Source organism: Streptococcus sanguinis (assembly GCF_003943655.1).
GTDB lineage: Bacteria > Bacillota > Bacilli > Lactobacillales > Streptococcaceae > Streptococcus > Streptococcus sanguinis_F.
In genome coordinates this window covers 74,054-88,228 of the sequence record NZ_RJMM01000001.1, presented here as the reverse complement: position 1 = coordinate 88,228, position 14,175 = coordinate 74,054, and the positions used below count along the sequence as shown (strand labels likewise).

Here is a 14,175-nt window from a genome sequence, read left to right as displayed (position 1 = left end):
TTTTTCTTTTATCGTAGATTGAGATATTTCTCTGCATATTTTTTATAATCTGGCTTTTCCTTGCGGTTCATAGCAAAGAGCATACTGCCTGTGAGATAGTCATCGTCTGAATCAGGAATTAACATAATAGCAGTGTTTTTATCTTTCTCAGGAAAGACGATAGAAAATGTTCCGCCATTATCTTTCCGAGTCAGGCCATAATAACTCACTCCATTCTTAAAACCAACTGCATTTTGAGTATACTCATACTCTTCTTCGTTGACAATGATAGTCTTATCTTTTATTTCAATGGTCTTTTGTTCACCGCTAGCATCCTGTACATTCCATTTTCCCTGAATTTTGGGACTGCCGCTACAGCCAATTAGGATGAAGAGGGATGAGAGCACTACCAACAACAAACCTTTTATCTTCTTGTTTTTCAAGTTGTCTTCTCCTTGATATATAGATTCATGACCATTCTACTATAAATGCTAAATCTTTGTCAAACCTCTTAGAAATGTTCTTCTTGCCACTTTTTCAAAAAATGATATAATTTGAAGAGTGAAGATTACCAAGGGCTTAGCCCTTGCGAGAGAAAGGAAAGAAAATCTTATGATGAACATGCAAAGCATGATGAAGCAAGCACAAAAGCTTCAAAAACAAATGGAAAAAGGACAGGCAGAATTAGCTGCAACAGAATTCACCGGCAAATCAGCCCAAGATTTAGTCATCGCAAAACTGACAGGCGATAAAAAGGTAGTCAGCATTGACTTCAATCCAGCCGTTGTGGATCCTGAAGATTTGGAAACTCTGTCAGAGATGACTGCACAGGCCCTGAATCACGCGCTGGCTCAGATTGATGATGCCACTCAGAAGAAAATGGGCGCTTTCGCAGGCAAATTGCCTTTTTAAGCAAGATAAATAACCTTACCTCTTGACTAAACATAAATCAAGAGATACTCGAACCAGCAAAAAAGACTGAAGAATCTCAGTCTTTTTGATTTATAGTCGTTTCCTCACTAGCCCACTACACAAAATTAAGTAAATCCGCTGCCTTACTCATCAAAAGCAGGGCATAGTCAGGATTGTTCTGCAGTTCCTTGATAGAGCTCTGCACTAGCTCTAAATCATCGGTAATCATGCCGTCAACACCCAGACGGAAGGATTTGCCAATGCTGTCTGCATCATTGATAGTCCAGTCATAAAGCTTCTTATCCGTCGTCCAAAGCTTATCGACAAAGTTTTCATCGAGAGTCGAGTACTCCATCGTATAGCCAGAAGCCTGTGTCCGTGGGAAAATAGTATTGTAGGGCAGGATAAAGAAGGTCTGTATGCTCTCATCATACTGGACTGTCTTATCAATAACCTGATAGTCCAAGGACTGAATCTGGTGACCATAAACCTTGATATTGGCTCCGTATTGACTAAGGAAACGGTCCATCATATCGTCTGAATCCAAGCTGCTGGTTTTGATTTCTATCAAGAGTCGCTGCCCCATTTGATTGGCTCGTTTGAGATAAGCATCAAAGCTGGAAATTTTGGCAGTGTGTCCATTTTCTGAAATATCTAAAGCCGTCAGCTCTTGCAGAGTCAGCTCTTGCGGTCTGGCATCGACGCCGGCCAAGGCTTCTAGATTGGCATCGTGCATCATGACAAACTGGCCATCCTTGGTCTCCTGAACATCCATTTCGATATAATCTGGCTTAAGAAGGGCGGTTTTCTCTAGCGACTCAACCGTATTCTGGACACCATTTCCCTGCGAAACTCCGCGGTGAGAGATGGTCAGAGGGACGTTTTCCAAGGGCAGATTGAGATAGACAAAGCCTTCAAGGGCAAAGACAGAGCTAGTGACCAAAAGGATAAACCAGCGCATGAGAGGCAGGCCTTTTCTGTAGCGGTATTCAGACAGCTTACTGTCTGTCAGAAAAGCCACAAACTTAATCAGAAAGTAGGCTACCATAAAGTAATAAGCCATCTTGATGAGGCAGTAATTGACAACCGCTGCTATCAAGGCTATCTGATTGGACTGGCCATCCGCATACTGCTGCAACATCAAAATCGGAATACTGCTTAAAAGAAAGAAGAGAAAGCTCTTGGCCAGTATCCAAAAGAGCTGCCAAGTATAGCGAATCAAGTGCCCCTTGGTCTTCTCCAAGCTATACCTAATCGCATCTCGGAGACGGAAATGCTCAAAAAAGAGCTTGGGCAGGGCAAACATCAGTCGGACAGCTATCAAAAAAAGCAGAAAACCTAAAGCATAGATTGATAATTTCATCCATAAGGCCGTCTTGAGATAGGTCACGATAAATTCTGGAATCAGAATTTTATTCAAATAGTAGATTTTGAGAATTTGCCGCAGAAAGGGAAAGATAAAGCCCATATACAGTGCAATAAAGAGGACCTTGCTGGGCCTAGCGTAGCGAATCAGCGAGCCGCTGTCTTTGAAACTTTTCTTGATAAACTGAAAAGCGCTTCGCTCTTCCTCATCTAAAAGATTGCGGAGCCCCATAAATATCAGTCCAATCTGAAAATAAGCGACAAAGAGATTGGCCGCAAAAAGCGCTAGAAAAGCCAAGCCAACCCAGATATTTGAAGTCAGGACCTTCAGGGCATTCGTATAAGATAAGAAGAGGTAACCTGTCTGCTTGAGCAGAGTCTCTGCTGCAAAGGAGTTGAAAGGCACCCAGACCAGCTCCATGAGCATAAAGACTGTGAAAAAGAGCAACAAAATTTTATCAAGATTGCGATAGAGACGTAAAAGTCCCAGTCTTTGTGATTTCATTTTCCTCCTTTATGTTGTGAACAATACAAAACTTGCTAAAAAGCGATTCTTATTTAAAACAAGGTTGAGACAGATGTCCCAACCTTATTTTTATTTTCCAAATAAACGTGCCCAGAAGCCCTTGCTTTCCTGCTCCTGCACCTTTTCCTTGGCTTCATCCAACTCCAACAGCAAGGTCTCACGCTCATTCATAGCCTTAGCTGTTAGCTGCTGCTGCTGGTCCAACTGCTTGTCCTTTTCAGCAATCTGAACATCCTTGATGCGCAGCTGCTCATCTTTCTTAGCTAACTGGCTGTCCTTGGCCTTAAGCTGCTCATAGAGACGCACAATCTCAGCATTTTTTTCGTCCACCAGGATTTCCATCAGCTCGCGTTGCTTCACATCTTCGCTAACAGGTTCATCTTCAAAAATAGTTTTCTTATAAATCTCTTCCAGCTTAATCAAGCCGCTGCGGGTCACCACCGTGACTCCTTTTTCATTCTTTTCCGTATCTTCTGGCGGCAGTGCCTTGACACGATTGTTAATCGCCTGGCGGCTAACTCCAAGAATCTCGGCTAACTCGCTGACTGTCTTTTCAATTGCCATAATTTCCTCAAAAACTTTTTCTAGTTTGTAGATACCTAAATCTTATCATATCAAGCCTTAACTGTCAAATTTCACAATATTTTTTGAGCCTGACTCCTATCTTTTTAGCCCTTTTTTATGATACAATGAGACAGATTAGTCTAATAAAAGAAATGAAAAAATCGAATGAATTTAGAAGTCTAGAGATGTTCAGCTACAACCTTCCAAGAACGTCTACAAGATAGCAAATCCTGCTCACCAAGGAAACACAAGATTTCTGACTAACTGATAGAAGCCACTCTCTACGAAAGGAAACCACAAATGAACCATTTCGATACAATCATCATCGGCGGAGGACCGGCTGGCATGATGGCTGCCATTTCCAGCTCTTTCTACGGACAGAAGACCCTGCTCCTCGAGAAAAATAAACGACTGGGCAAGAAACTAGCTGGTACAGGTGGCGGGCGCTGCAATGTGACCAATAATGGAGATTTGGATGACCTCCTGGCTGGTATTCCTGGTAACGGACGCTTTCTTTATAGTGTCTTTTCCCAATTTGACAACCATGATATCATCAACTTCTTTACAGAGAACGGCGTCAAACTCAAGGTTGAAGACCACGGCCGTGTTTTCCCAGCGACAGACAAGTCCCGCACCATTATCGAAGCTTTGGAAAAGAAAATTGCAGAGCTGGGCGGTACTGTCATCACCAATACCGAAATTGTCTCCGTCAAAAAATCTGATGAGCTTTTCACTGTCAGATCCAGCGACCAGACTTGGGCCTGCCAGAAATTGATTGTGACGACTGGTGGCAAGTCCTACCCTTCAACAGGCTCGACAGGCTTTGGTCACGATATTGCCCGACACTTCAAGCACACGGTGACTGACCTGGAAGCTGCTGAAAGTCCTCTTCTGACTGACTTTCCTCACAAAGCGCTTCAGGGGATTTCGCTGGACGATGTGACCCTCAGCTGTGGCAAGCATGTCATCACCCACGACCTGCTCTTTACCCACTTTGGCCTATCAGGCCCGGCAGCCCTGCGCTTGTCTAGCTTTGTCAAGGGTGGAGAAACCATCTTTCTGGATGTCTTTCCTCAGATGAGTCAGCAGGATCTGGCGGACTTTTTAGAAGAAAACCGGGAAAAATCGCTGAAGAACTGCCTGAAAATCCTCCTGCCCGAGCGAATGGCAGAATTTTTTGCCCAGCCCTTTCCCGAGAAAGTCAAACAACTCAATCTCAGTGAAAGAGAAACTCTGATCAAACAAATCAAAGAACTGCCCATCCCTGTCACTGGCAAAATGTCCCTGGCCAAGTCCTTTGTAACCAAGGGTGGCGTCAGCCTCAAAGAAATCAATCCCAAAACTCTGGAAAGCAAACTCGTTCCCGGCCTCCACTTTGCTGGAGAGGTCCTAGACATCAATGCCCACACGGGCGGCTTCAACATCACATCTGCCCTCTGCACTGGCTGGGTGGCAGGAAGCTTGCATTATGAGTGATGGCTCATATTTATCCATTCAGGTCAAACAAAAGGAATAAGCAAATGAATCGACTAGAAAATGTAGAATTCGTCAACATGTGCATGATTTATGACGGAGAAAAAGTTCTCGTACAAGAACGAGTCAAGTCTGACTGGCCCGGCATCACTTTTCCTGGCGGGCATGTAGAGCGCGGAGAATCTTTTACCGATGCAGTTATCAGAGAAATCAAAGAAGAAACTGGATTAACCATATTCAATCCTCAACTTTGTGGCATAAAGAATTGGTATGATGATAAAGATTTTCGTTATGTCGTCCTGCTCTACAAGACAAAGCACTATTCTGGTGTGCTGCAATCCTCAGATGAAGGAAAGGTCTGGTGGGAAGATTTTAGAAATCTGTCCCATTTAAAGCTAGCAACAAGTGACATGTCTGATATGCTGCGTGTTTTTTTAGAAGACGATTTAAGTGAATTCTTTTACTATAAAAACGGTGACGACTGGCTTTATGACTTGAAGTAGAAATAAATAGGCTAGGAAATTCCTAGCCTATTTATTCCGCATTTGTTCGCACATAAGCAGCAATCACATCTGCTGTGTACTGAGCTGTGCCAACTCCAAATTTATCGATGTTTTTCTTGAATTCTGGATTGTGGACATAGCCCTGACCGATGTGGGCAAAGACTTGCAGTGAGCAGTCAAAACCATAAGTGCGAATGGCTTGTAAGAGACGCGCTGCCTGCTCTTGATTTTCTGCTGCTTCAATCGGCAAGCCTTGCTGCATATTCTCTGCCAGACTTTGAAAAACTTGATTGAAGGCTGCGGCAGATTCTTCTTCCCGTCCATTTTGACGAACCAATGCTTCCGACATGACTTCTTGACCGTATTCTTCGACGGCTTCTTGATGATATTTGTGATTGTCTTCATAGGTAAAACCTGCGAATTTTTCTTTCATTGTCATTTTTCTTTCTCCCTTTTCATCTTGGATGGTTTTTTGCAAGGTGGAAATCAAGGTATCCAAGCGGTCTCTTTCCTGCTGCAAATACTCTAACTGCCTAACCAGATGCGGCAATAAGGCCTGTTCGTCCTGACTCAGCAGCTCTGCTATTTTCTCCAAAGAAAAACCCAGATACTTATAGTAAAGGATGACCTGTAACCGCTCTAAATCAGCTTGGCTGTATGTCCGATAGCCATTTTCTGATTTGGCGGGTACTAAAAGTCCGATTTTGTCGTAATGATGCAGGGTTTTGACAGAGACTCCCGAAAGCTGCGCAGCTTCTTTGATATGGTACATGATAGACCTCCTTACCACTATAGTATAAGCCCTGACCAAAGGTCAGGGTCAAGCTTTTTTAGAAATTTTTTTAAACCACTTTAGAGTTTCTAAAGCGGCTAGCAGTTATTTACGAGAAACCATAGCAATAAAGCCCAGTTTTTCCTGATTTTTTTGGAACATCTTAAACATCTTCATAAATTGACTGTAGTTTTCTTTCTTAAGGGCATTGAAGCAGATTTTCAGTGTGCCGCCCAGTCCTTCGTCATATATCATCCCTCGAAGGCTCATCAAGGTCATTTCGCCGATAAAGGTGTCTACACGGTCAAAAGCATGAGAGCGCGCTAGCTGAATCCAAGAACCTTCTGTCAGAGGCCCCACATTGACATTAATCGCACGAGATAGCTCTTCCCGGACATTCTCATCTCTTTGTTTGAGCATGACGTCGTGGGTGAGGAGCACTCCGCCTGGCTTCAGCACCCGGTAGTACTCATCCATACATTTGGCTTTTCCCTTCTCCGTCTGCATGGTCAGCATGGCTTCATTGATAACGATATCAAAAGAATTGTCATCATAAGGCAGCTTCATGGCATTAGCCTGCTCAAATGTGACGAGTTCACCAACACCAGCCTTGTGTCCATTAATCTTAGCCTGAGCCAACGCAGCCTTATCCAAATCAACTGCAGTAATTTGGCAGCCATATGTTTTAGCTAGCTCAATCGTTGTGGTCCCCATATTGCAGGCAACTTCCAGAACTTTCTTATCGCTGGAAAACTGCCCCTGCTCAATCAGCCAGTCTGTTGCCAGCTTACCACCTGGACGAAGACGTTTCTTTCCTAATTTTGCTAAAAATTTATGACCTGCTTCTGCCATTTCCGAACCTCCATGATTTTGATTGGTTCCATTATAGCATAAAATATTATATTTTCAGATAATTTTTAGAATTTAACAAAAAACAGACGGAATCGACCGATTCAATCTGTCTTGTATCTTCTTTACAAGCCAAGAAATCCAGCTAGATAGCGCAGCAAGGCCACCAAGACTACACCAAATACAACAGTTGCAATTAAGTTTTTATACTTAAATGCCACATAGCTAGTCGGAAAAACGACCATTAAATCCAGCCATTTAAAACTCGGCAGCTGACCTGTTTTAGCATTGGTGACACTGGACAGGATAAGGGCAAAGATAATGGAAACTGGCAGATATTTGAGGAAACGCTCTGCCACGGGCGGAAGCCCCTTGTACTTGACTAGGATAAAGGGTAAAACCCGCGGAATCCAAGTGACTAGGGCTGACAAAAGAATAGCCAGCAAAATATACTTACTTATCATCCAAAATCACCCCCACTGTACAGCCTAGCAAGGTTGCAAAAAGCACCGCCAGCGAATTTTGAAGGAGCATGGTCAGGAGCAAGTAGGCAAGACCCACCACGCCCAAGACGAAAAAGAGCTTCTTTATCTTGACCCGGCGCAGCATGATTGTAAACTGAGAAGAGAAAATGCCAATAAACATGGCGACTAGGGCAAAGTCCAGGCCGAAGCTCTCAGGATTGGGCAGAAGGGCACCGAGGGCAGTTCCCAAAATAGACCCCAAAATCCAAGCAGTATAACTCATGAAATTATTCCCCATCATCCAGCTAGCAGCGATTTCCTCTGTATGTGCCCGCTCTCCCATCAAGACCCCATAAGATTCATCCGTCAAAAAAGAGCCAATGACAATATTCTGCATCAAGCTAGCCTTACGAAAAAAAGTTGATGCATGCAGACAGAGCAAAAGATGCCGGATATTAATAAGAAAAACAGTGAGTGCGATGGCCAAGACCGGCGCCTGCTGGGCAAATAAACCAATCATGGCAAACTGGGCACTGCCCGCATAAACCAGAATACTCATCAGCCCCATCTCCAAGGGATTCATATAGGGCGCCGCCATGATGCCACAGGCTAAGCCAATCCCAATATAGCCCAGAGCTGTTGGCACTGCTGCTTTTGCACCCTGTTTAAATGTCTGCCCGCGCATTCTTCTCCTTTACTCCATCGTTTCAAAAGCCAGACTCGGCTTAGCATTGAGGTCCAAACTTGCAAAATTCTCCTTGTTCCACTCACTGACACTAGCATAGGCAATCATACCAGCATTGTCACCGCAGAGCCGCAGAGGCGGAATAATCACCTTAACATCCTGAATCTCAGCTGCCAATCGTTCTCTCAGACCTTGATTGGCCGCAACACCGCCCGCCACGACCAGAGTCTTGACTGGATATTTTTCCAGTGCTTTCTTAGTCTTGGCCATGAGAATATCCATGACCGCTGCCTGAAAGCTTGCTGACAAGTCTTGATTAGACAATACCTCTCCTTTTTGCTGGGCATTGTGGTGCAGGTTGATAAAGGCCGACTTGAGACCAGAAAAAGAAAATTCCAGATTGTCTTCCTTGATCATGGCCCGCGGAAAATCATAAATATCCTGTCCTTCATGAGCTAACTGATCAATCTCTCGACCTGCTGGATAGGTCAGCCCCATAACTCGACCGACCTTGTCATAGGCTTCACCGACCGCATCATCACGAGTTTCCCCCACAATCTTATAATCACCAGCCTGACTGACATAGACCAGCTCAGTATGGCCGCCACTGACCAAAAGAGCCAGCAAGGGAAATTCTAAGGGCTCCACGCTCTGGGCTGCCATCAGATGTCCAGCCATATGATTGACTGGAATCAGGGGAATATCATGAGCCCAGGCAAAGGACTTGGCCGCTGCCAAGCCGACAAGAAGCGCCCCAACCAGACCAGGACCGTAGGTGACGGCCACCGCTGAGACTTGCTCCTCGCTAATCCCTGCTTCTGCCAAGGCCTCCTCGATGCAAACCGTAATGACCTCCACATGGTGACGGCTGGCCACTTCTGGCACCACTCCGCCAAAGCGCTTGTGGCTCTCAATCTGGCTGGCAATGACATTGCTCAAAAGCTCAGCCTCATTCTTCAGAACCGCCACACTGGTCTCATCACAGGACGTCTCAAAAGCTAAAATATATCTATCTTTCATGGACCTCTCTTTTCATGACTATCGCGTCTTCCGCCGGCGCATGGTAGTAGGCCTTTCGCCGCGCGATTTCTTCAAATTTTTCTTTTTTGTAAAATAGCAGAGCTGGCTTGTTGGACTCCCTCACTTCGAGGAAAATTTCTTTGTCTACTGGCAAAAAGTCAAACAAGGCTGTCGCAATTTTCTGTCCCTGGTTGCTAGGCAATACAGCAATCTGCAGGACTTCTGCTTCAAAGTCTGTCTCCTGCCAGATTAAAAAGCCGACAAGCTGATTCTCATCTGCTGCTAGCGCACAACTGTTCACATCCGAACGCAGAACCTCTTCCACTTGGCCTGCGGTCCAAGGACTGACCTCATAGACTGCAAGTAAGAGCTGTTCCAGCTCTTCTGCGAGAGGTACCACGTCCACGTCCGAGCTGTCGCTCCATTTTCTCAACTTAATCATAGGCGCTGAATGTAAGAATCGCTGGATTCCTGGTGGTTCTTGAGCCAATTTTCCTCGGCTTCTACACGCTTGAGATAGTTAGGAACAAAGTCATGAATGGACTGGGCAGGCAGGCCTAAACCGATACGACCAACAGCTGCTGCGTCTGGCAAGGTAGGCTGAAGGGTAGCCTGAGGAAGAACGGCTTCAATCTGCTCCGCAAAAGCTGCTGTCTCTCCGACAAAGGTGACTGGCTGGTTGGCAGCGCCAGCCATTTCCAAAACCTCTGCCAAAGGCAGATGAGCTTCTGGTTGAACAACCTGACCAAACTGATAAAAGCCAGCATAGACATTATTGCGGCGGGCATCCATGATGGGAATAACCAAGCCTTCCACCTGATCTGGAATCAGAGCCTGTAGACTAGACACACCAACTAGCTCAATCTTGAGGGTATGGGCCAGAGTCTTAGCTGTCGCAACCGCAATTCTCAGGCCTGTGTAGCTGCCCGGCCCCTGCGCCACTGCGATCCGATCCAAATCTGTCGGTTTCATATCCAGACTATTCATCAGAAAATCGATAGCTGGCATAAGGGTAATGCTATGATTTTTCTTGATATTGAGCGTCACCTGTCCCAAGAGCTCCTTATCCTGCAAAAGTCCCAAGGACAAGGCTTTATTGGACGTATCCATCGCTAAAATGTTCATAAAAATCCTCTCATTCTTCACTGTACCAAAGAGAGCGGCGTTTTAATTTGTCTTCGTAGAAACTATCTACCAAAAATTCCTCTAAAATCTGGCTAAAAGCCTCCAAATTAGGCACTTGCTGCGCCAAGTGTTTTCCAAAAATCGCTTCTTGCTCAGCAATCTTGGGCAGCAAATCCGCTCCAGCAGCAGTCAAGCTCAAGCGAGAACTGCGCTTGTCCTTGCTAGAAATTTCCTTCTTGACCAAGCCTTTTTTAATCAAAGCCTGCACCAAGCGACTAGGGCTTTTTTCCTCACAAATCAGGGATTCCCCCAAGCCCTTGAGAGACAGCGGAGCATGTTCGCCCAAAACGAGCAAGACCTCGCTTTGATTGGGCGTAATTCCCAAAGGCTCTAGCAACTTCCCATATTCTCTCGTCGCTAAGCTCTCTGCACTTCTAAACAAATAGCCAAATCGAATTCCTTCTGCTACCACGCTGCTCTCCTTTCAAAAATCACTTCTATACTATTTTACACTAGATTAGGTAAATTGTTGACAATTTTAGTTAAAAAATATAAAATTTTAAATAGATGATATATCATCTATTTGCAAAAGGAGGAAAAACGGATGACCCCAAACCCTACAAATCAAAAACCAGCTAGAACAATGACCCACGCTTTTGTGACTGGTGCGACCGGTCTTTTAGGAAATAATCTCGTGCGTGCTCTGCTAAAAGAAAACATTCAAGTGACCGCTCTCGTTCGCTCCGAGGAAAAAGCGCGCAAACAATTTGCCGACCTGCCTATCCAGATTGTCAAGGGGGATATTTTAGAGCCCGAAAGCTATCGTGACTATCTAGCAGGCTGCGACAGCCTCTTTCATACCGCTGCTTTTTTCCGCGATAATTATAAAGGCGGCAAGCACTGGCAGGAGCTCTACGACACTAATATTATAGGCACAAATAACCTCCTAGAAGCTGCTTATGAGGCTGGTATCCGCCAATTTGTCCATACTTCCTCCTGTGTCGTACTGGAAGGTGAGGCCAATCAGCTAATCGATGAAAGCATGTCTCGCTCAAAAGATACTCCTTTTGATTACTATCGCAGCAAGATTTTGAGTGAAGAGGCCGTTCGTGATTTCTTGGACAAGCATTCAGATGTTTTCGGTTGCTTTATCTTGCCGAGTGTAATGTTGGGTCCTAGAGACCTTGGTCCGACCTCCAGTGGGCAGCTGATTATCAATTTTGTAGAGCAAAAACTTCCAGGTATCTTAAAGGCTAGCTATAATATGGTGGATGCTAGAGATGTAGCAGATATTCATCTCCGCGCCATGAAATACGGACGCTCAAAGGAGCGCTATCTGGCAGTTGGACGGCGAGTGACCATGACAGAATTGTACCAAATACTGGAAAAAATCACTGGCGTTCCCGCCCCCAAGCGCAAGATCTCCCCTCTTTTCGTCAAAATCTATGCCCAAGCAAGTGAGCTCTACCACCGGCTCACCAAAAAACCAATTTTGGTTACCAATGAGCTCGCTCATCTCATGGCCGAAGAATATCTCAAAAGTAATTTTAGCTTTGCCAAAACCGAGAGCGAGCTAGGCGGACAGCATCGCCCTCTCGAAGAAAGCTTAGCTGACGTGGTAGATTGGTACCGCAAGCACGGCTATTTCGCCAAATAAGCAGCCCTCAAAATCAAGTGACCAAATGTTCATCGCTTGATTTTTCTTTTTGTCAAGCCGCTTTGGCTGAAAAACCGTCTCTGAAATTCACCGTCCCGACTTGCTTCCTAAGCTCATTCTATGGTATAATTACAATAATAATTAAACATCAGGTCAATTTCATTACTCTTACTTTTCCATAAGATACAAGGCTAAAACAGCATTTTAGCCTCTTCATTTGAGTAAGCCCTATCAGAAGTCACAGCAATCGCTCACTTTCCATTTATCATTTTTAATTTATCATGTGAAGAAATGCGCTAACGCCTGCCTTCTTTTATTTTTTAGACCTTATCACAGAAAGGAATCTTATGATTTACAAAGTTTTTTATCAGGAAACAAAAGATCGCAGTCCGCGCCGTGAAAAGACACGTGCCCTTTATTTAGAGGTAGAAGCAGCTAATGAATTGGAAGGCCGCATTCAGGCTCGTAAGTTAGTCGAAGAAAATACCCCTTACAATATTCAATTTATTGAGCTCTTGTCTGACAAACACCTCGAATACGAAAAAGAGTCAGGCACTTTTGAATTGACGGAGTTCTAACCCATGGCATATACCTTAAAACCCAAAGAAGTTGGCGTTTTTGCGATTGGTGGGTTAGGCGAAATCGGTAAAAACACCTACGGGATTGAATACCAAAATGAAATCATCATCGTGGATGCCGGTATCAAGTTCCCAGAAGACGACCTGTTAGGAATTGACTATGTCATTCCCGACTACTCTTATATCGTGGAAAATATTGACCGCGTAAAAGCTGTTCTCATCACCCACGGGCACGAGGACCATATCGGCGGTATTCCTTTCCTGCTCAAGCAAGCCAATGTTCCTATCTATGCTGGTCCTTTGGCCCTGGCCCTCATCCGAGGCAAGCTAGAAGAGCATGGACTTTTGCGCGATGCCAAACTCTATGAAATCAATCAAAACACAGAACTGCAGTTCAAGCATCTGAAAGCTACTTTCTTCCGAACAACCCACTCTATTCCAGAACCTTTGGGAATTGTCATCCATACGCCGCAGGGTAAGATTGTCTGTACAGGTGACTTCAAGTTTGACTTTACACCAGTCGGTGAGCCGGCAGACTTGCACCGTATGGCTGCTCTGGGCGAGGAAGGCGTTCTCTGCCTCCTATCTGACTCGACCAATGCTGAAGTTCCGACCTTTACCAATTCCGAAAAAGTTGTCGGCCAGTCTATTATGAAGATCATTGAAGGCATTAATGGACGGATTATTTTCGCCTCCTTTGCCTCAAATATCTTCCGTCTTCAGCAAGCCGCAGATGCTGCTGTTAAGACTGGACGCAAGATTGCGGTCTTTGGCCGCTCCATGGAAAAGGCTATTGTCAACGGGATTGAGCTGGGCTATATCAAGGTTCCTAAAGATACATTCATCGAGCCAAATGAACTCAAGGACTATCCAGCTGGCGAAGTGCTGATTATGTGTACCGGAAGTCAGGGTGAGCCGATGGCAGCCCTGTCTCGGATTGCTAATGGTACCCACCGTCAGGTTCAGCTGCAGCCTGGAGATACAGTCATCTTCTCATCCAGCCCTATCCCTGGTAATACGACCAGCGTTAACAAGCTGATTAACATCATTTCCGAGGCTGGTGTAGAAGTGATTCACGGTAAGATTAACAACATCCACACCTCTGGACACGGTGGCCAGCAAGAGCAGAAACTCATGCTCCGCTTGATCAAGCCTAAATATTTCATGCCAGTCCATGGTGAATACCGTATGCAGAAAGTCCATGCAGGTCTAGCCGTTGATACTGGAGTACCAAAAGACAATATCTTCATCATGAGCAATGGTGATGTGCTGGCTCTAACAGCTGACTCAGCCCGTATTGCCGGTAGCTTCAACGCTCAAGATATCTATGTCGATGGAAACCGCATTGGTGAAATCGGAGCTGCTGTCCTGCGCGATCGTAAAGACCTGTCAGAGGATGGTGTTGTCCTGGCTGTCGCAACGGTTGACTTCGAGTCCAAAATGATTTTAGCCGGTCCAGATATTCTCAGCCGTGGCTTTATCTACATGCGCGAATCAGGCGACCTCATTCGCCAAAGCCAGCGTATCCTCTTCAATGCCATTCGCATTGCACTCAAGAATAAAGATGCCAGCGTCCAATCTGTCAGCGGCGCTATCGTCAATGCCTTGCGTCCTTTCCTCTACGAAAGCACCGAGCGCGAACCTATTATTATTCCGATGGTGCTTACACCAGACGAAGACAACTAAAAAATAAGCTTTGCTAG

General features: G+C 45.1%; 17 protein-coding genes. 6 read left to right on the top strand and 11 right to left on the bottom strand.

Translation table 11 applies throughout. The features are described from left to right. Positions 1-8: 8 nt before the first annotated feature. Positions 9-422, bottom strand: a complete 414-nt coding sequence (locus D8886_RS00440; protein WP_002919722.1) for a hypothetical protein — start codon at positions 420-422, stop codon at positions 9-11. A 169-nt stretch (positions 423-591) separates the two neighbouring features. Here D8886_RS00440 and D8886_RS00435 point away from each other — a divergent pair, with 169 nt between their 5' ends. Next, positions 592-891: a YbaB/EbfC family nucleoid-associated protein gene (locus D8886_RS00435; RefSeq protein WP_125433878.1), complete on the top strand. Its 300-nt coding sequence runs from the start codon at positions 592-594 to the stop codon at positions 889-891. 115 nt (positions 892-1,006) lie between these two features. Here D8886_RS00435 and D8886_RS00430 read toward each other — a convergent pair whose 3' ends face one another. Next, positions 1,007-2,761: a glycerophosphodiester phosphodiesterase gene (locus D8886_RS00430; protein WP_125433877.1), complete on the bottom strand. Its 1,755-nt coding sequence runs from the start codon at positions 2,759-2,761 to the stop codon at positions 1,007-1,009. 90 nt (positions 2,762-2,851) lie between these two features. Next, a complete protein-coding gene (locus D8886_RS00425; protein WP_002896624.1) occupies positions 2,852-3,346 on the bottom strand; it encodes a DUF536 domain-containing protein in 495 nt (164 codons plus the stop codon). Between the two features lie 300 nt (positions 3,347-3,646). Between D8886_RS00425 and aao the strand changes: the two genes are divergently transcribed. Beyond that, positions 3,647-4,822, top strand: coding sequence for an aminoacetone oxidase (aao, locus tag D8886_RS00420; RefSeq protein WP_125433876.1), 1,176 nt, complete (start codon positions 3,647-3,649; stop codon positions 4,820-4,822). Between the two features lie 44 nt (positions 4,823-4,866). After that, a complete protein-coding gene (locus D8886_RS00415) occupies positions 4,867-5,322 on the top strand; it encodes an 8-oxo-dGTP diphosphatase (RefSeq protein ID WP_125433875.1) in 456 nt (151 codons plus the stop codon). 31 nt (positions 5,323-5,353) lie between these two features. Here D8886_RS00415 and D8886_RS00410 read toward each other — a convergent pair whose 3' ends face one another. The 8 genes from D8886_RS00410 to D8886_RS00375 form a co-directional block, all read right to left on the bottom strand. Beyond that, positions 5,354-6,094 (bottom strand): MerR family transcriptional regulator, encoded by a 741-nt coding sequence (locus tag D8886_RS00410; RefSeq protein WP_125433874.1) that lies wholly within the window; start codon positions 6,092-6,094, stop codon positions 5,354-5,356. 105 nt (positions 6,095-6,199) lie between these two features. Next, entirely contained in the window at positions 6,200-6,946 is a 747-nt protein-coding gene (locus tag D8886_RS00405; RefSeq protein ID WP_125357017.1) for a class I SAM-dependent methyltransferase, read from the bottom strand. A gap of 122 nt (positions 6,947-7,068) precedes the next feature. Beyond that, positions 7,069-7,407: a branched-chain amino acid transport AzlD family protein gene (locus tag D8886_RS00400; protein WP_125357016.1), complete on the bottom strand. Its 339-nt coding sequence runs from the start codon at positions 7,405-7,407 to the stop codon at positions 7,069-7,071. Then, on the bottom strand, positions 7,397-8,092 hold the full coding sequence (locus D8886_RS00395; RefSeq protein WP_125357015.1) for an AzlC family ABC transporter permease: 696 nt from the start codon (positions 8,090-8,092) through the stop codon (positions 7,397-7,399). The genes D8886_RS00400 and D8886_RS00395 overlap by 11 nt, the downstream gene beginning before the upstream one ends. A gap of 9 nt (positions 8,093-8,101) precedes the next feature. Continuing rightward, the gene (gene tsaD / locus D8886_RS00390; protein ID WP_125357014.1) at positions 8,102-9,112 is read right to left on the bottom strand and encodes a tRNA (adenosine(37)-N6)-threonylcarbamoyltransferase complex transferase subunit TsaD; all 1,011 of its coding nucleotides are present in this window, start codon (positions 9,110-9,112) and stop codon (positions 8,102-8,104) included. Further along, positions 9,102-9,554, bottom strand: a complete 453-nt coding sequence (gene rimI, locus D8886_RS00385; RefSeq protein WP_125433873.1) for a ribosomal protein S18-alanine N-acetyltransferase — start codon at positions 9,552-9,554, stop codon at positions 9,102-9,104. The genes tsaD and rimI overlap by 11 nt, the downstream gene beginning before the upstream one ends. Next, entirely contained in the window at positions 9,551-10,237 is a 687-nt protein-coding gene (gene tsaB / locus D8886_RS00380; protein ID WP_125433872.1) for a tRNA (adenosine(37)-N6)-threonylcarbamoyltransferase complex dimerization subunit type 1 TsaB, read from the bottom strand. Before tsaB ends, rimI begins: the two co-directional genes overlap by 4 nt. 10 nt (positions 10,238-10,247) lie before the next feature. Continuing rightward, a complete protein-coding gene (locus D8886_RS00375; RefSeq protein WP_002929093.1) occupies positions 10,248-10,709 on the bottom strand; it encodes a MarR family winged helix-turn-helix transcriptional regulator in 462 nt (153 codons plus the stop codon). A gap of 132 nt (positions 10,710-10,841) precedes the next feature. On the opposite strand from D8886_RS00375, the gene D8886_RS00370 reads away from it, so the two are divergent. From D8886_RS00370 to rnjA, 3 genes are all read left to right on the top strand, one after another. After that, positions 10,842-11,894 (top strand): SDR family oxidoreductase, encoded by a 1,053-nt coding sequence (locus tag D8886_RS00370; RefSeq protein ID WP_125433871.1) that lies wholly within the window; start codon positions 10,842-10,844, stop codon positions 11,892-11,894. Positions 11,895-12,241: 347 nt separating this feature from the next. Continuing rightward, the gene (rpoY, locus tag D8886_RS00365) at positions 12,242-12,472 is read left to right on the top strand and encodes a DNA-directed RNA polymerase subunit epsilon (protein WP_125433870.1); all 231 of its coding nucleotides are present in this window, start codon (positions 12,242-12,244) and stop codon (positions 12,470-12,472) included. A gap of 3 nt (positions 12,473-12,475) precedes the next feature. Next, positions 12,476-14,158: a ribonuclease J1 gene (gene rnjA, locus D8886_RS00360; protein ID WP_002929089.1), complete on the top strand. Its 1,683-nt coding sequence runs from the start codon at positions 12,476-12,478 to the stop codon at positions 14,156-14,158. Positions 14,159-14,175: the final 17 nt, after the last annotated feature.